Genomic DNA, 18,645 nt, shown 5'->3' with positions numbered 1-18,645 from the left:
TTCTTTAAATGATTTCAAAGTATCTCTTTCTTTCCCAATCAGTCACTTTCGATGCAAATTCCCGGCATTCCCATTCCCTGGTTCTGCAGAAATGATCCACAAAGATTTCTCCAAACAGTTCTTTGGCAAGCTCTGAATCCTTCATCATAGCCACTGACTCTTTCAGCGAGGTGGGGATGGAGCCGTTGCTGTAATCCTCATAACCATTCCCTACCGTAGCCGGCCTATCCAGGTCCAAGCCCTTGCGAATGCCATAGAGGCCTGATGCAAGACAGGCTGCCATAGCCAAATAGGGATTGACATCAGAACCTATCACCCTTGTTTCCAACCTGGTGGACTTTTCTTTCCCTGTCAACACCCTCAAGGCCGTGGTCCTGTTGTCAAACGCCCAGGTAATGGTCGTGGGCGCCCAAGCCCCCTCCACCAGTCTTTTATAACTGTTGATGGTGGGGGCAAACATGGGAAGAATATAAGGAAGGCAATGGAGTTGCCCGGCTATGTACTGTTTCATCAAAGCACTCATGCCCTTCGAATCCGAAGCCTCATAAAACAGGTTCCTCTCCAATCCCGGATCCCAAAGACTTTGGTGCACATGACCGCCGTTTCCGGGAAGGGACTCCGTCCATTTTGCCATAAAAGTGGCCATAATACCATGTTTATAAGCAATTTCTTTCACACATGTTTTGAAAAGGGCCGCCCGGTCTGCTGCCAGCAGAATATCTGCGTATTGAATAGCTGCTTCATATACACCCGGACCCGTTTCCGTATGCAATCCTTCCAGGGGTACATCGAAGGCATGGCAGTGATCAAAAAGCTCGTTGAAATAGGCGTGCTTCAGGGACGACCGTAATATGGAATAGCCGAACATACCCGGTGTCAGGGGTTTGGCAGCACCGGCCTCATGGCTATAGAAAGCCTCGGGCGTCATTTCAAAGTTAAACCATTCAAACTCCTGGGAAAACTGGGCCTTGAACCCCTCGGTCTCCGCCTGGGCTTTTATTTTTTTCAGCAGACTTCTGGGGCATACCTCCGCTCCTTGGCCCTTGTCCTCACTGAAGTCTGCCAGAAAGAAGGGAAGGTCATCGTCCCAGGGAACTTTCCGCATGGTGTTGGGATCCACACGGGCCTCAAAATCCGGGTAGCCGGTGTGCCACCCGGTAACCTGTATATTGTCATAGGATTTGTCTTCCATGTCCCAGCCAAATACCACGGCACAAAACCCCATGCCCCCTTCAAGAATACTGATGAATTTTTCCGCTGAAACTACCTTGCCCCGAAGCACCCCGTCGATATCCACAACGGCCAACCGGACTTTTTGGTGATGGCTTTCCCTAAGAAAATTCCTTATTTCATCCTTGCTCTTTTTCATATTTCAAATCCTTTGAATCATAGATAAACAACCTGAAAAACAGATATGAGCCGAGTAGCATGGCAAAGAATAACAACGCCAGCATTTGGTTGTACATGATCATCGCCACTAAAGAAATGCTGGCGATGATCAAAGCCACGGCCGGAAAAAGCGGATAATAAGGGACTTTGAAAGGCCGGTGGAGATTGGGCTCCTTTTTCCGCAAATAAAAAAAGGAAACCATGGAAAGGATGTATAATCCCAAAGCGCCGAACACGGCTATGGTAATGATTTCTCCCGTTTTCCCTGTCAGCAATGCTACGATGCCGATAACCATATTGAACAGCAAAGCGTTGGCCGGTGTTTTGAATTGGCCATTTACCTTACCAAAAGCCTTGGGTGCATATCCTACTCTTCCAAATTCAAAAGTGGCTCTCCCTGCTGCCAAAATAATCCCGTTGAATGAAGCCACCAGACCGAAAAGAGCGATGAAAGTCAGCAATTGGTAAAAATAATGGCTTTGGCCCACTACCATCTCCACCGCCATGGGAAGCGGGGAATCAGAGGCAACCATACTTTCAGCAGGATATACGATGGCCTCCCAACCATTTACCCCGATAGCGGAGGAAAAAGTCAATAAACACAGGATGACCAAAGTCAACAGGGCTGTCCCAAAACCTATCAGAATGTTTTTTTGGGGATTAATGGTTTCCTCTGCCACATTCGCCACCCCCTCTATTGCCAGAAAAAACCAGATGGCAAAGGGAATAGCTGCCACAATCCCCCAGTAGCCATTGGGAAAGGCATTGCTTTTCAGGTTCTCAAATTGAAATTCAGGTAAGGTAATGCCCGCAAAAAACAGCAGCCCCAAAACAGCTATAATGGTGATGAACAGTTCAAAGGAAGCTGCCAACTGAATACCTGCAATATTGAGGCCGGTGAAAATAAAATAGGCGAAGATGCCAATCCACAGTACCTCCAGGTTTGGGAAAAAAATGCTGAAGTAGGCGCCAATGGCTGAGGCTATGGCAGGCGGTGCAAATATAAATTCAATGTTCTGGGACATGCCGGCCAGAAACCCTAAATCTTTACCCAGTCCCCTTTCGGCATAGGAAAAGGCTCCTCCGGCTTTGGGGATGGCACAGGCCATCTCTGTATAGCTGAAGGTAAAGGTGACATACATGATGATGATGAACAAGATGGCTATGGCGGCTCCAAGCGTTCCTCCCTCCGGCAGGCCCAGATTCCATCCAAAATAATTACCCGAAATCACATACCCCACCCCCAGACCCCATAGCATAAATGGCCCCAGTGTTTTTTTTAGTTCCTGGGAACCGTCAGTAAGTTTACTCATGGATGATTGTTATAGTTGCTAGAAATAAAATTTCCAATTGCCTCCATGGCGACCATACGGATAAGAGCGGGTGCGAATACCTAAATCGAGGCGAAAGCTATATTTTGCTGCCACATTCAACGATGATAGTCCAATATGCCCTAACTTAATATACACAGATTCCAATCTCCCCGGTCACACGAAAATATACACCAACTTCCCTTCTAATATATCAAATAATATTAAAATAAATGACGCTCTAACATGAGATTTATCTTCCTCAGCCCCTATTCAGCTAAAATCACCGGCGGGCATCCTCCTTCGATCCACTATCCGTAATTTAGTTCCTGTATTGCGGAACACTTCAGATTCGCCTTAACTTACATGAAAAAGTAATAAGTTTGAGCTTGATTTAAAACATGGCATGCATTATGAAAAACATCACAGTGATAGGATCAGGCACAATGGGTAACGGAATAGCCCATGTTTTTGCCCAGTATGGATATCATGTAAATCTCTTGGATACCCAAAAAGAGGTTTTGTCCAAAGCTTTGACGACCATCGCCGATAACCTTGACCGCCAAATCAGGAAGGAATTGGTACGCTCAGACGAGAAAAATTCCATACTAAAAAGGATTAAAACCTATACCAATATTCGGGAAAGTACCCAAGATGCCGATTTGGTCGTTGAAGCGGCCACTGAAAACTTTGACGTCAAGGCGGAAATTTTTGAGCAGCTGGATGTTTTTTGTCCCAAAACATGTATTCTGGCCAGCAACACCTCCTCGATTTCCATCACGAAAATTGCTGCAAGCACCTCCCGACCCCAACAGGTAATCGGCATGCACTTCATGAACCCCGTACCTATGATGAAGCTGGTAGAAGTCGTCCGGGGTTATGCCACCACTGGCGCTACTGTTGAAACGATCATGTCGTTGAGCAAAAATATAGAAAAAACACCTGTGGAGGTGAATGATTATCCCGGCTTCATTGCCAACAGAATCCTGATGCCTATGATCAATGAAGCCATTTACAGTTTATACGAAGGCGTGGCCGGAGTCGGGGAAATCGATGCTGTCATGAAACTGGGGATGGCTCATCCGATGGGGCCTTTGCAACTGGCAGACTTTATCGGATTGGATGTATGCCTTTCCATCATGAAGGTATTGCATGAAGGCTTTGGGCAACCCAAATATACACCTTGCCCGTTGTTGGTGAACATGGTAGCAGCTGGGCACAAAGGGGTAAAATCGGGAGAGGGCTTTTATCAATACACTTCCGGTTCGAAGGAATTAAAAATAGCGGAAAGATTTAACAAATAATCCACGATTAAAAATGAAGCACATCGCGATCGCTGGCAATATAGGGAGCGGAAAAACGACCTTGGTCAAAAAACTGGCCCAGCATTATGATTGGAAAGCAGAATTTGAAGCGGTAGAGGATAATCCTTATCTGGAAGATTTTTATCAAGATATGAAGAAGTGGGCCTTCCACCTTCAGGTATATTTCCTTCATAACCGCTTCAATCAAGTCAGAAGGGTTCAGGAAAGCCATATTTCTACTGTCCAGGACCGGACCATTTATGAAGATGCCCATATTTTTGCGGCCAACCTTTACCAGTCTCACTTCATTTCCGCGAGGGATTATGACAACTATCTCCAACTCTACCATGCTATGGAGAAATACGTAAATCCGCCTGATCTGTTGGTATACTTAAAAGCCGACATCGCCAAACTGGTGGAACAGATAGAGAAGAGGGGACGGAACTTTGAGAAAACCATCCGCATTGATTATCTCCAAAATCTGAATGCACACTACGAAAACTGGATCGCGGGATACGACAAAGGCAAACTTCTTGTTATCAATGTCAATGGATTGGATTTTGTGGACAACCGGGAACATTTTTCCGGTATCCTGGAAAAAATTGACCGGGAGATTTTTGGGTTATTCAAATAACCTAATGGGCCGTTTTCCTTAATAACCAGGTCGCTATTGCCTTTAGGGTCGCTTCATTTGGACTCAGCAACAATTGGTCTATTTTTTTTAGTGAACCGCCGATCATCAGGTTTTCGTAAGCCGGAATCCGGATTATCCTGTACCCCTGTAGTCTTGAGATCAGGTCATACTGGACATCGTTGTAAGCATTGAGTTTCCAGCCGGAAGAGCCGTTTCCGGAAAGATCACCCGGTTCTTCAGATCTACCGAAGCACTGCCCTGCCAAGGGAGGGCCTTCCCATATTCTCTCCTGAAGCCCGGAAAGCAGGCATTCGCGTTCATGGCTACGGCATAATCTTAAATATTGGGTCTTCCACTGGAAATTAAAAACCGAATACACGGCCGACTTCAACGTCTGCAGCCTGTACCTGTTGAAATGGTAGGCATCGTCATACACAAAAAAATGCCGGCCTACTTTAAAATCTATTTTCAGACGCCCAAGTATCGGGGATTTATCATTACCCCCCAGTTCAGTATACACCTCATTCAATAATTCTTTCCCCTTACCTTCGAGATGCTTTTGACGGACCTCCAGTTCAAAGCCTGGCTCTATATCAATTTTTTCCAGGTCCAATGCTTGGATGAGTGTTTCTGTTTTTTGCTTATGCACGTATGGAAATAGGGCTAACCGACAGCGTAACCGGTAGGTTGTTGATAATTATCAACTGCAAATATACACTTTCATTCAGAGGGAGTCATTCTTTCCTTTAAATTTCCTTTAGATTCAGGGAAAGTGGTCCTCTTCGACATGTCAATACCAATAATAACGATAATCAACAAAAAAATAAGCCCAAAAATGAGGAACACCCATTTATTACGTTTATTTCGATCCATACGGTTGCCTTTTTGATCCAATATCCTTATCGGTTCTATTAAGGTTTCGGTATAAAGAAAAGTTCCTTTTCCGCCCAATTCGACGCAGCCCGGGTTCTAAAAAATCTCAGATGGGAACATCCCGAATGCTGTGCTTAAAAGTTGTAAAGTAATTTCATCAACATGCATCTAAAAATAAATGAATTTGAGTAAATTTACTTTTATTAGCCAAAATCAATGGCGTCAACTCCGTATAAAAACAGATGTTCAATCGTTAACTATTAGCTGGTATGTGTGGTCGGGCTAAAAACAGATAAAATGGATAACTTCTTAAGCACACTTTTATGTACAAGCTGATCAAACCCGACATGATTTATCATTTTTTCGACCACGATACGGAACTGATTTATGAAATTATCGAATTGGTTCTGGAAATCAGTATTCAGGATCTCAAAAATCTGGAGCACCACTATGAAAACAAGGAATTTTTCATCATCAAAAAGAAGTTCCATAAATCAAAACCCATGTTAAGCTATCTGGGTGCCATAACGGTCAAAAATAACATCGAGAACATAGAAAAAAACATCGAGAAGAAATTCCCCTATTATTATAATACCTTACTCCACCAACTGGACTCATTGGAAAAAGAACTCAAAATTTTCCTTGAGAAGATCAATCAATAGATTTCCTTCCATTAATCAACTGTTTTATTGGACATCCTCCAAAACATTTGATACATTATGATTCTTTTTTGATGCCCCTGAATAACCGGAAATTTTCCATGTCCATTTAATGTGAGATCTTATAAGAGTTGTCTAAAAAATGAAAAACAAAGTTTTCATACCAGTACTTAGCCTAGCAACTGTTTTGTTGCTTGTCTTTTCCTGTCACACCGAAAAAAGAATCACAGAAACCGGTCTGGTCACCCAGAAAGCCATGACTGTTTCCGCGCACCCATTGGCTTCAGAGGTAGGCACAGCCATTATGCAAAGAGGAGGCAATGCAGTCGATGCAGCCATCGCTGTTCATATGGCCCTGGCGGTGGTCTATCCGCAGGCCGGAAACATAGGAGGCGGCGGCTTCTTCGTGATCCGGGAAAAAGACGGAATATACCACTCCCTGGATTTCAGGGAAAAATCTCCCCTTCTTTCCGACCGGGATATGTTTTTGGATGAGGAAGGCAAGCCACTGCCCGAAAAAAGCCAAAACGGGCACCTGGCAGCCGGCGTTCCCGGAGCGGTGGACGGAATGGTAAAGGCATACGAAAAGTTTGGCAGCCTGCCCTGGGAAGAACTGATACAGCCGGCAATTGAACTGGCGGAAAACGGTTTTGTCCTGACATCGGAAGAGGCCGACTATTTTACCCGTGTATCCCAGAATCTGAAAAAATATTCCACTGTTGATCCGGTACAGTTTTCCGGAAAATCCTGGCATCAAGGCGATACTTTAATTCAGAATCAGCTGGCATCTACCTTAAAGCGCATCAGGGATTTTGGAAGAGATGGCTTTTATAAGGGCCCAGTGGCTGAATTTATCTTGGCAGAAATGGAGAGAGGCAACGGTATCATCACACAGGAAGACCTGGATACTTACGAAAGCTCGTGGAGACAACCGCTCCTGGGTTCATATAAACAATATGACATCATTACCATGGGCCCACCCAGCAGTGGAGGCATCATTCTTTTGCAAATGCTGGGCATACTTGAAAACTATAAAGTCTCCAATCGTGGCAAAAAATATGCAGACTACCTGCACCTAAAAACAGAAATGGAAAGAAGGATATATGCGGACCGGGCAGAATACATGGCAGACGCGGATTATTATCCTGTTCCAGTGGAACAATTATTGGACAAGGACTACCTTGCTGAACGTTTTGCCGATTTTGACCCAAAAAGAGCCACACCCTCTGACGGGATCAACGCAGGAAGCGTACTGGCGTTAAGTGAAGAGACAACCCATTTTTCCATCGTCGACCCATTGGGAAATGCTGTGGCATGCACCACTACCCTCAATGGCGGGATGGGCTCCAAAGTCGTCGTAGACGGTGCAGGGTTTATATTAAACAACGAAATGGATGATTTTTCCATCAAACCAGGATTTCCCAACATGTTCGGTGTGCTGGGAGGAGAGGCCAATAAAATTGAGCCCGGGAAACGCATGCTGAGTTCAATGACCCCCACCATAATTGAAAAAGACGGAAAATTATTTATGGTTGTGGGAACCCCAGGCGGATCCACCATCCCCACATCGGTATTTCAAACGGTAGTCAACGTGATTGAATTTGATATGGGCATGCAGGAAGCGGTCAATGAAGAAAGGTTTCACAGTCAGTGGAAACCAGACGTGATTTCTTATGAAAAGGAATTTTCTGAGCTTAAAATCCTTGATGACCTCAAAAAAAGAGGGCATGTGCTTAATGAAAGAAGTGCCATAGGCAGGGTTGATGGCATCCTGATGAGGGACGATGGAAGTATGGAAGGAGGGGCTGATACCAGAGGCATGGATACGGCTGTGGGTTTCTGAGTTGACCAGTATATTTTCTAGCTCCGGTTAAACTGTATGCCCGTCATCGTGTCTTCAATAGACACTCAAAGGTAAAGATTGCCTGTGATTTTTGTATCCCGCAAGATAAGATAGTGTAACGGCACACTTCACGTCACCCAAAGACATAGCAAGTCAGAAAAACCCGGAAGCCGATAATATGATCCACGGAACTTTCCAATGAATTTTTAAATTATTAGGAAACCTGCTTTTAGATATCCATGTAGGAATTCGTACTTTATCAAATTTCATCCACATGACAAAAACAAAAATCCCGGGAAAAGTCAGCCTGGCGAAGGTATTCAAAACCATAATCTGGCCAAGGAGAAAACATGTTTTTATAGGTTTGGCCCTTATCGTTATCAGCCGCTTATCGGGTTTAGTCTTACCTTGGGCCAGTAAATACCTGGTTGACGATGTGATTCCATCCAACAATTTTGACCTGCTCAAATGGTTGATCATTGCTGTGTCTGTAGCCGTGACAATTCAGGCCGTCACGTCATTTGCCCTCACACAGATCCTAAGTGTAGAAGCACAGAACCTGATATCAAAATTGAGGGCTCAGGTGCAGGCCCATATTATCCGGCTGCCCATACGGTTTTTCGACAATGCCAAGACCGGGGAATTGGTTTCCAGGGTAATGACCGATGTGGAAGGGGTCCGCAACCTGGTCGGAACCGGATTGGCCCAAATGGTCGGCGGTGTGCTGACCTCCTTGATCTGTCTGGTGTTATTGGTATATATCAGCCCGCTGATGACACTGTATGTATTGCTCCCCGTAAGCATTTTTGGCCTGATTTCCCTGAAGGCTTTTGGAAAAATAAGACCCATATTCAGAGAGAGGGGGAAATTGAATGCAGAAGTGACCGGAAGGCTTACGGAGACTTTGGGTGGTATCCGGGTAATCAAAGGATTCAATGCGGAAGACCAGGAGACGAAAACATTTGAAGAGGGTGTAAACAGGTTGTTTCTAAATGTCAAAAGCAGCCTGACGGCGACCAGTTTTGTCACCAGCGCTGCCACTTTCCTCCTGGGTCTAGCTTCTGCCGGCATCATGGGTATCGGTGGCTATATGATTATGGACGAGCAGTTGAGTTTTGGGGACTTTCTGGCATTCACCCTTTTGTTGGGTTTCATGATTGCTCCTATTCTCCAAATGAGCAACATAGGCAGTCAGTTGACCGAGGCCTTTGCCGGACTGGACCGGACCGAGGAACTGATGAACCTCCCCTTGGAAGAAGATCCCGGTAAAAGAAATATCACGATTCCTGAAATCAGGGGCGATGTGGAATTTACCCAAGTTGATTTTGCCTATGAGGAGGGACATGATGTGGTGAAGAACATAAGTTTCAAAGCCCGGGCGGGGACCGTGACCGCTCTGGTGGGGAGTTCGGGGTCTGGGAAAACCACCATTTCGGGCCTTGTCGCTTCTTTTCTCAATCCCACCAAGGGGCAGATCACCATTGATGGGCATGACCTCTCCCAAATAAGTCTTTCATCCTACAGGGGGCAACTTGGCGTGGTTTTACAGGATGATTTTTTGTTTGAAGGGACTATTCGGGAAAACATCATGTTCCCCCGGCCGGATGCCAGTGAAGAAGCCTTGCAAGAAGCCGTCAAAGCAGCCTATGTAAACCAATTTACCGACCAGTTCGAAATGGGGCTGGAAACCGTCATCGGCGAAAGAGGGATTAAACTTTCAGGAGGTCAAAGACAAAGGTTGGCTATTGCAAGGGCGATTTTGGCAGATCCACGAACCCTTATTCTGGACGAAGCCACCAGCAACCTGGACGCTGAAAGCGAACACTTCATTCAGGCAAGTTTAAAAAGGCTGATGCATGGAAGAACCACTTTTGTGATCGCGCACAGGCTGAGTACCATCCGGCAGGCGGATCAAATTCTTGTGATTGAAAAAGGGCAGATTGTGGAAAGGGGTAAACACGAAGAACTCATTTCCAGTCAGGGTAGGTACTATGACTTGTACACTTACCAGGCAAGAATTTAATATTTATGAAAAAAAACATATGTATAGGGTTGATTACGACAAATCCTATATTTATATTTCATCCTCAATTAGTCATGTAAACTGTTGAATTTGAATATGTAGTGTTTTCCCATAGTATTTTTCAGGGATTGGTGGTGAATGGGGTATTCAGCTTCAGCCAAAAATAAATTTTATGAAACATGTATCTATTCTCCTATTGCATCAGGCCAATCTGGCCGGTTTTGACAATGTCCGTCAGGGGCTTATGGAGGCCAACCGCCATCAAACATTAATGGGAAATCCGGAGATATTCCACGTTGAGACCATCGGGTTAGAGCCGTTGATTGTCATCGAAAACGGTTTTTATGCAGCTAAACCAGACAAATTGATCGACCAGGTGGAAAAGACGGACATCATCATCATCCCTCCTGTACAAGAGAATTTGGCTGAGGCCATTAAGAAAAACAGGGATTTTTTGCCCTGGATCTGCAACCATTATCAAAACGGGGCACAAGTCGTCAGTCTTTGTATGGGAGCATTTATTCTGGCCAGTACGGGCTTACTGGACGGCAGAAACTGTGTGACCCATTGGAGGGCCGGAGAGGCTTTCAGGATGCTTTTCCCAAACGTCAAACTTCTTTCCGATAAACTGTTGACCGATGAGGACAACTTATATACCGGTGGGGGTGCTTTTTCTTCTGTGAATTTGATCATCTATCTGATCGAAAAAATGGCCGGCAGGGAGACAGCCATATATTGTTCCAAAATATTCCAGGTAGATGTGGGCAGGCAATCCCAATCGCCTTTCATCATTTTTAAGGGGCAGAAATGCCATGAGGATGAAGAGGTAAAAAAAGCCCAGGCCTATATAGAAGAAAACTATCCCGAAAGAATCACCGTGAATGAATTATGCGATCGGTTTGGTGTGGGAAGGAGGACTTTCGAACGCCGGTTTAAGAAAGCCACTGCTAATACGGTGATTGAATATATACAAAGGATACGGATAGAAGCTGCCAAAAAAAGCTTGGAAGCGGGACAGAAAACCGTCAATGAAGTAATGTACGATGTAGGTTACAACGACCCCAAGGCATTCAGGGATGTTTTCAAAAAGGTGAGTGGCATGACGCCGGTGGATTACCGGGGGAGGTTCCAAATGGTTTGATATTATTATCCGGGGACTTCCTTTGGCCGGATCATGGTCAACAGCCCAAACTTCTTAAAGCCAAATCGTAAATAAAAGTCTTCCATATCGGGATCTGCGTTCAGAAAAAGTACGTCAACGTCATCGGCGAGTTTGAGGAGTTCTCTGACCAATATGGCACCGTACCCTTTTCCCCGGACTGGCTCATCAACAATAATGTCATCCAGCAAACCACGAAAACATCCATCCGTGAGAATTCTCCCATAGGCAACCAGCTTGCCCTCCAGACGGATACATACCGAGATTGGGTCGTTTTCCAACATCTGCTGCACCCTTTCCCGGCTTCTGCTTTTAGCCCAGGAAACTTGGGAGAATAACACCATCAACTCATCTAAAGCAGGTTTTTGGTTGGTTTCAATGGTCATATATCAAGGTTTCAAGTTTTAGAATCTTTTTAGTGTGGGACACGCCGAATATTTATGGAGTCCGGTTGGTACTTCCCTTAGTGGATCAAATATTATCCCCCCCGCCAAGACACCATCCTGTAAGCAAAATTCCTAAAAATGGACGCCAATTAAAATTCAGCCATAACATTATTTTTTTAAAGATAAACGAAATTCCATTCTTCTAATTTATCTTTTAGGATATTCTCCTTATGGAATGGCTTTCCAATTCAGTATTATCGAATACCCCTCCATATAATCCTCCCGGTTTTCATTTACAAAAACCTCCCTATCTTTATCCGAAAAGTAATTTATTAAGCTAACCGCCTATTGTATGTTGAGACCCTTTTTAAGCACAGGCCTTTTATCATTGATCTTAATTTTAAGCCTGCATGCCCAGGAAGAAGAAAAATGGGATGTTGCCAATCCCAAAGGCAACTGGAATTTCAAAACCGTACGCTTTACCACGGATGAAGGTACCTGGATGAATCTGGATGTGAGTCCTGATGGCCAAACCATTGTCTTTGACCTACTGGGTGACATCTATAGTCTGCCTATTACAGGGGGGAAAGCCAAGCCCCTAAGGGCAGGATTGCCGTTCGAAATACAGCCGCGCTTTAGCCCGGATGGAAAGTGGATTTCTTTTACTTCCGATGCAGGAGGTGGCGACAACATTTGGGTCATGAAACCTGACGGCAGCGAGGCCAGACAGGTCACCAAGGAAAGTTTCCGCCTCCTTAACAATGCCACCTGGATGCCTGATGGCAACTTTTTAATCGCCCGCAAGCATTTTACTTCCCGACGCTCCCTTGGTGCCGGGGAAATGTGGCAGTATCACATCAGCGGCGGGGAAGGTCTCCAACTCACCAAACGCAGAAATGACCAGATGGATGTGAACGAGCCCTCGGTGGCTCCTGACGGCCGGTATCTTTATTTCAGCGAAGACATGTCGCCGGGAGACGTATTTGAATACAACCGGGATCCCAACAACCAAATCTATGTCATCAAAAGATATGACCTTGAAAAAGGGGAAACGAAAGTCATTACCGGAGGGCCCGGGGGGGCCGTGCGCCCGCAAGTGTCTCCGGATGGCAAAACACTGGCCTTTATCAAAAGGGTGAGAACCAAAACTGTGCTTTATCTCCACGATCTGGAAACGGGTGAGGAATGGCCGGTCTACGACCGACTTAACAAGGACCAGCAAACAGCCTGGGCCATTTTTGGTGTGTATCCGGGTTTCAACTGGATGCCTGACAACCAACACATCGTGATCTGGGCCGGAGGTAAAATCCAGAAAATCCACACCCAAACACTTGAAGTGGATAATATACCCTTCGAAGTGGAAGCGGAAATACCGGTTGCCGAGCGTGTTCATTTCAGGAATGTCATCGAAACAGAAGCTTTTACTGCCAAAATGATCCGCAATGCCATCACCTCCCCCGACGGCAAAACACTGGCCTTTACGGCCTTGGGGTATATATGGACCAAAACACTTCCAAATGGTCAACCCAAAAGACTAACCAATGGAAAAGATTTCGAAGCAGAGCCTTCCTTCTCTCCCGATGGCAATAAAATCGTGTTCGTCACGTGGAATGACCTTGAGAAAGGGGCTATTTATGAAAAAGACCTCAAAAGCGGTATTATTGCCAAACTCACCTTAGAAAAAGGAACATACAGGAATCCCTCCTATTCTCCCGACGGTAAGACCCTCTTGTTTCAGAAGGAAGCAGGAAATCTGGATCAGGGAAGGGCTTTCACGAAAAATCCCGGTCTTTATACCATGGATTTGACCAATAAAACTACCAAACTGCTGACCGAAGAAGGGGATTTTCCCGTTTTCAACCAGGAAGGCAAGAGGATTTTTTACCAAACAGGTGGACAATTTTTCGGTAACCTCACCAAAGAGCTCAAAAGCGTGGACCTGAATGGGCAAGACGAAAGAAGCCATATCAAGTCCAAATACGCCAACCGATTGGTGCCCAGCCCGGACAACAAATGGGTTGCTTTTATCCATTTGCACAAGGCTTATGTAGCCCCATTGGTACTCAATGGCCAAACCGTCGATTTGGATGACAAAACAAAATCCATTCCCGTTTCCCAGCTCACCAAGGATGCAGGGATCAACCTGCACTGGTCCAAAGACAGTCAGACCGTCTACTGGACCATGGGTGACCGGTATTACTCCAATAAACTGACCGATAAATTCGATTTTTTGGAGGCTTCCTCTTCTAAACAAGAAAGAAAGGATGAAGATCCTGGAATTGCCATTGGACTGGAGGCTGCAATAGACAAACCCCAGGGTAAGATAGCCCTTGAAGGCGCAAGGATCATCACCATGGAAGGCGATGAAGTCATCGAAAACGGCACCATTCTGATAGAAAACAACAAAATAATCGCAGTGGGACCTGCAAGCATGGTTAAAGTGCCTTCCGATGCCCTTTCCTATGACATGCAAGGAAAAACCATCATGCCTGGCATGGTGGACGCCCACGCGCATATCGGTGCTTTCCGCGATGGGCTCAGGGTACAACAGAACTGGCAACTGTATGCCAATCTCGCCTTTGGCGTGACCACCGCCCACGATCCTTCCGCCAATACCGAAACCGTATTTACCTTGTCGGAAATGGTAAAGAACGGGGCGTTGGTAGGTCCCAGGATTTTCAGCACCGGGTTTATCCTGTACGGCGCGGATGGGGATTTCAAAGCCCTCATTGATAACCTGGAAGATGCCCGGGCATCTGTGCGGCGTACCAAAGCCTTCGGGGCAACATCCGTAAAATCGTATAATCAGCCCCGCAGAGACCAGCGTCAGCAGGTTTTGCAGGCAGCAAGAGAACAGGGCGTAAATGTCGTGCCAGAGGGCGGCTCTACCTTTTTCCATAACATGACCATGATAATGGACGGGCATACAGGAATCGAGCATAACATTCCGATTGCTCCGGTATACAAGGATGTCTTGGAGCTCTGGAGCCAGACAGATGTAGGCTACACCCCTACCCTGATTGTCAATTATGGCGGGCTGAATGCGGAGTACTATTGGTACCAGAAAACCGATGTATGGGAGAATGAAAAGCTCCTGCAATTTACCCCCAGGGGCACCATCGATGCCCGGTCCAGACACCGTACGATGGTCCCGGATGAAGAATATGAAAACAGCCATATTCTTACGTCAAAAGCCGTACATGAACTCGCAAAAAAAGGCATCAAGGTAAATTTAGGGGCTCATGGCCAACTGCAAGGTTTGGGAGCCCATTGGGAACTATGGAACCTGGCGCAGGGGGGCATGGACAACCACGAGGCCTTAAAGGCCGCCACCATCAACCCCGCTCAGTACATCGGTGCGGATGAGGATATAGGCTCGTTGAAAGCCGGAAAGCTGGCAGACCTGATCATACTGGAGTCCAACCCCTTAGAGGACATCCGCAATTCCGAATCCATCCGATATACCATGGTGAATGGCAGGTTGTATGACACGGAAACCATGAATGAAATAGGTATGGAGCCGAAGGAAAGGGGACAGTTTTACTGGGAAAACAGGCTGTTCCGGGAAGCCTTCCCCTGGCATGAACACATCAGAGGTTTTATGCACAGCGGTTGTGGCTGCGGTTTGGGCCATAATTGAGATGGATACTGTTTCCTAGGAACCTGCGTCCAAACTCCAAACATTGAAGATTTCAAACAGCAGTAAAGCCGGCGCTGCGGGTGACACTATTGTATCCGAAATTCGTGAATTCAACATTATAACGATCCTTAAAACAACCGTTCATATGGAAAACACACTAAGCTGGGAGGATTTTATGAAGGTGGACATACGCACCGGAACCATTATCATGGCCGAAGTTTTTCAGGAAGCCAAAATGCCTTCATACAAACTATGGGTTGATTTTGGTGACCTGGGCATCAAAAAATCCTCTGCCCAGATCACCGATCTGTACCGTCCCGAGGACTTGGTTGGTAAACAAGTGGTGGCGGTCATCAACTTCCCTCCCAAGCAGATCGCCAATATGCGAAGCGAATGCCTGATCCTGGGAGCTGTAGGAAACGAGATTACCCTCCTGACTACAGAAAGAAGAACAGCAAATGGATTAAGGATCGGCTAATTGAACCCCATCAATTACAACGGCTTGATCCGCATATTCCTGTACCGCATGATATATTCCCTTCCGTCTTCCATGCCATGGGCCTGAAGACCTATAAAACCCTTTGGATGGGTGCGGTATACTTCTTCATTGGTCAGGTCCTCTACTTTATGTCCGTTTACCCATGTCTGAATGCGCGGGCCCTCGGCCAATATACGCATGTGGTTCCAGCCATCGTTGTGAAGGAAATGATGACCGTTTTGTATTTTCTCTTCTGAAGACAGCCATCCGGTTCCTAAAGCTTCTCCATATATCAAACCCGTGGTGGGGGTGCCCGGACGGTGGTTGCGCTGCATCTCTACCTGTGGGCCGTACACCCTGCCGGCCCGGTTATGGTGCCCTTCACCATGTGTCAAAGGCTTCACCTGCGACCGGATCTGTATCCCTGAGTTGGTCACGCTGTCAATCATCACTTCCAGTTCCATCTCAAAATCGCCAAATTCCTCTTTGGTACAAAGAAAAGAATTCTCACTTCCTTTTACGGTGCGGGCCACGATGGCTCCCTTTTCTACTGTATACCGATGGGAACCGTTCAGGTGTACCCATCCATCCAGTGTTTCTCCGTCAAACAGTTCCATCCACTCCCCTTTCTTTTGAGAGAGCCCATCTTCTTCATCATCGGGTAATGCAAAAGCGATGATGGAATCCCCATAAGGCGTGGCATTTTTGCCTCCCCCACCGGCAGCGATGACCACATACTGTTTCCCATCGATCATATAAATACTTGGCGTAGCATATCCGCCGGCGGGAAGTTTGTACTCCCAAAGCACCTCTCCCGTATGACTGCTGAATGCCCGGATCTTTTCATCCGGGGTACCGGCGATGAACACCAGGCCCCCTGGAGTGGTGACAGGGCCGCCAAAGTTCTTCGCCCCGGTATCCTTGATCCCCATTGCCGCCAATTCAGGATATTCTCCCAGAGGGACTTTCCACAAGATATCCCCCCCTATCAAGTCTACTGCATTCAAAGTACCCCAAGGAGGGGAAATGGCGGGTGCACCATATTGATCCGTAAAAAACGGATTAGAGATCGAGTAGCGTTCAACAGTACCTGTATTGGTAACTTTTTCGATATCTTTTGGGTCGGCCTTGAGATAGGCAACCAGATGGTTGACCTCCTGGTAAGTCAACTGACCAAACGCGGGCATAATGCCTCTCCCATTGCGAAGCAGTTCCCTGATCTCCTTTTCCTCCATATTAAGATGGGTCAAGGCGGGAAAAGCAGGAGATGTTCCTTCACGCTCGGCACCGTGACAGGTGGTACAGTTCTTTTGATACACCAAAAGTCCTTTTTGTACCGGCGACGCCTCAGCATTGGGGTCTGTATCATAGAAGTGATGCAGGGTATTGATGGAAGGCGCCTCATTGGCATTCACATAAAGGACATTGAGGTAGGGATTGAAGGCAGCGCCACCCCATTCCACTCCTCCTTGGTGACTGGGAGTGGTGATGGTCCCCTGAAGGGATGGCGGGGTATAAATGAATCCGGTCCCGTGTTTTTTGAACTGCTCCAGGGCGGATTCATAAGATTCAGGTGTAACCCTGGTCAAGTCAGCCTCATGCAGGGATATTCTCACCAGCGGGGGTGGTTTTACAGGAAATGGCTGGGTAGGCCAGGCTTCTTCACCGGGTACGGTGGAAGGTGGCACCGGCATTTCCACCACTGGGAAGACAGGCTTCCCGGTGTCCCTGTCCAGGACAAAGGTAAAGCCCATTTTGGTCAACTGGACTACCGCATCCCGCTTTTCTTTGCCGTCGGTAAGGGTCACCAATATCGGGGCAGGCGGATTGTCAAAATCCCAAATATCGTGGTGAACGGTCTGATAGTGCCATTTTCTTTCGCCTGTAGTTGCATCCAAGGCCACCACACAATTACCAAACAGGTTCATTCCTTTGCGGAAGCCCCCATAATAATCATTGGCAGGCGAACCGGTGGCAAAAAACACCCATCCGCGCTCTTCATCCACGGTAAAGCCTCCCCAGGGATTGTTTCCACCATACTTTTCGCCTTCTACCCACTCCCAGGTGTCATGGCCAAACTCACCTTCCTGGGGCACCGTGTGGAATATCCATTTGAATTCACCCGTCACCGCGTCAAACGCCCTTACATCACCTGGCGTGGAATTGTATTCCTCAGGTACCCTCGAAGTGACGATCAGGAAGTTTTTATAAACAATTCCCGGAGTGGTCACCTCTATGGAGGCAGTGGCAGATTCAACCGGCAGGTGTTCCCTCAAATCTATAAACCCGTCTTTTCCAAAAGAAGTGATCAACGCTCCTGTTTTGGCATCCAGGGCATATACCCTGTTGTTGACAAAGTGGAAGATGCGCTGTCCTTCTTCACCTTCCCAATAAGTTACCCCCCGGTTTCTACCTCTGAAAATTTTCTGGCCCTCATTGTACCGGGTAGCATCAAAAACCCAAACTTCTTCACCGGTTTTGGCATCGATGGCCACGGCATCCAATTTTGGCGTGGTAAAATACATCAGGCCTTCAATAATAATCGGGTTGGAATACATGGACGGCCCGTTGGGATCACCCGTGTGGTATTCCCAGGCTTTTTCCAGTTTGTGCACGTTGGCCGCGTGAATCTGGGCCATTTCTGAAAACTGATTGGCTTTTTTATCACCCCGATAGATGGCCCAATCCGTATAATTATCGAAGCGGTCCCCACCGCCGGTACTTAAGGGGGCAGCATCCTGCTGACCGGATTGACAGGAAAACAAAGAAACAAGCGCAAATATATTAAAAAGATAAATTTTTAGCATGTTTAAGCTGATTTTGGAAACATTAACCTAATAAATGATGGTTTTCGGAACAATCGGCTGCAAAATCATGACCTGATTCCGTATAACCTCCATATTGACCTGTCAATGTATTTATTTTTGCATAAAAATAAAATGGTTAT

General features: G+C 46.4%; 13 protein-coding genes. 8 read left to right on the top strand and 5 right to left on the bottom strand.

Annotation, left to right across the window (positions count from 1 at the left end):
* Positions 1–4: 4 nt before the first annotated feature.
* Positions 5–1,369 (bottom strand): glutamine synthetase family protein, encoded by a 1,365-nt coding sequence (locus tag ACFPFU_RS09340; protein ID WP_377063784.1) that lies wholly within the window; start codon positions 1,367–1,369, stop codon positions 5–7.
* Positions 1,350–2,702, bottom strand: coding sequence for an ethanolamine permease (eat, locus tag ACFPFU_RS09335; protein ID WP_377063782.1), 1,353 nt, complete (start codon positions 2,700–2,702; stop codon positions 1,350–1,352). The genes ACFPFU_RS09340 and eat overlap by 20 nt, the downstream gene beginning before the upstream one ends.
* 410 nt (positions 2,703–3,112) lie before the next feature.
* Between eat and ACFPFU_RS09330 the strand changes: the two genes are divergently transcribed.
* Together ACFPFU_RS09330 and ACFPFU_RS09325 are read left to right on the top strand one after the other, a co-directional pair.
* On the top strand, positions 3,113–4,003 hold the full coding sequence (locus ACFPFU_RS09330; protein WP_377063780.1) for a 3-hydroxyacyl-CoA dehydrogenase family protein: 891 nt from the start codon (positions 3,113–3,115) through the stop codon (positions 4,001–4,003).
* A gap of 13 nt (positions 4,004–4,016) precedes the next feature.
* Positions 4,017–4,637 (top strand): deoxynucleoside kinase, encoded by a 621-nt coding sequence (locus ACFPFU_RS09325; RefSeq protein WP_377063778.1) that lies wholly within the window; start codon positions 4,017–4,019, stop codon positions 4,635–4,637.
* A gap of 1 nt (position 4,638) precedes the next feature.
* On the opposite strand, the gene ACFPFU_RS09320 is transcribed toward ACFPFU_RS09325, so the two are convergent.
* Positions 4,639–5,286 (bottom strand): DUF7255 family protein, encoded by a 648-nt coding sequence (locus ACFPFU_RS09320; RefSeq protein ID WP_377063777.1) that lies wholly within the window; start codon positions 5,284–5,286, stop codon positions 4,639–4,641.
* Positions 5,287–5,833: 547 nt separating this feature from the next.
* Between ACFPFU_RS09320 and ACFPFU_RS09315 the strand changes: the two genes are divergently transcribed.
* From ACFPFU_RS09315 to ACFPFU_RS09300, 4 genes are all read left to right on the top strand, one after another.
* A complete protein-coding gene (locus ACFPFU_RS09315) occupies positions 5,834–6,172 on the top strand; it encodes an Hpt domain-containing protein (protein ID WP_377063775.1) in 339 nt (112 codons plus the stop codon).
* Between the two features lie 139 nt (positions 6,173–6,311).
* Positions 6,312–8,012 carry a gamma-glutamyltransferase gene (gene ggt, locus ACFPFU_RS09310; RefSeq protein ID WP_377063773.1) on the top strand — a complete coding sequence of 567 codons (1,701 nt, stop codon included), beginning with the start codon at positions 6,312–6,314 and terminating at the stop codon, positions 8,010–8,012.
* Positions 8,013–8,286: 274 nt separating this feature from the next.
* Positions 8,287–10,035, top strand: a complete 1,749-nt coding sequence (locus tag ACFPFU_RS09305) for an ABC transporter ATP-binding protein (protein WP_377063771.1) — start codon at positions 8,287–8,289, stop codon at positions 10,033–10,035.
* Between the two features lie 172 nt (positions 10,036–10,207).
* Positions 10,208–11,176, top strand: coding sequence for a GlxA family transcriptional regulator (locus ACFPFU_RS09300; protein ID WP_377063769.1), 969 nt, complete (start codon positions 10,208–10,210; stop codon positions 11,174–11,176).
* Between the two features lie 5 nt (positions 11,177–11,181).
* On the opposite strand, the gene ACFPFU_RS09295 is transcribed toward ACFPFU_RS09300, so the two are convergent.
* Positions 11,182–11,580: a GNAT family N-acetyltransferase gene (locus ACFPFU_RS09295; protein ID WP_377063767.1), complete on the bottom strand. Its 399-nt coding sequence runs from the start codon at positions 11,578–11,580 to the stop codon at positions 11,182–11,184.
* A gap of 352 nt (positions 11,581–11,932) precedes the next feature.
* On the opposite strand from ACFPFU_RS09295, the gene ACFPFU_RS09290 reads away from it, so the two are divergent.
* Positions 11,933–15,220, top strand: coding sequence for an amidohydrolase family protein (locus ACFPFU_RS09290; protein WP_377063766.1), 3,288 nt, complete (start codon positions 11,933–11,935; stop codon positions 15,218–15,220).
* A 145-nt stretch (positions 15,221–15,365) separates the two neighbouring features.
* The gene (locus ACFPFU_RS09285) at positions 15,366–15,698 is read left to right on the top strand and encodes a tRNA-binding protein (RefSeq protein WP_377063764.1); all 333 of its coding nucleotides are present in this window, start codon (positions 15,366–15,368) and stop codon (positions 15,696–15,698) included.
* Positions 15,699–15,712: 14 nt separating this feature from the next.
* On the opposite strand, the gene ACFPFU_RS09280 is transcribed toward ACFPFU_RS09285, so the two are convergent.
* Positions 15,713–18,505, bottom strand: coding sequence for a 3-keto-alpha-glucoside-1,2-lyase-like domain-containing protein (locus tag ACFPFU_RS09280; RefSeq protein ID WP_377063762.1), 2,793 nt, complete (start codon positions 18,503–18,505; stop codon positions 15,713–15,715).
* Between the last annotated feature and the right edge of the window lie 140 nt (positions 18,506–18,645).

It is taken from the genome of Negadavirga shengliensis (assembly GCF_042652345.1).
In the GTDB taxonomy this organism is placed as follows: domain Bacteria; phylum Bacteroidota; class Bacteroidia; order Cytophagales; family Cyclobacteriaceae; genus Negadavirga; species Negadavirga shengliensis.
Note: the sequence above shows the minus strand (reverse complement) of the source record. Positions and strands in the feature narration are given on the sequence as shown.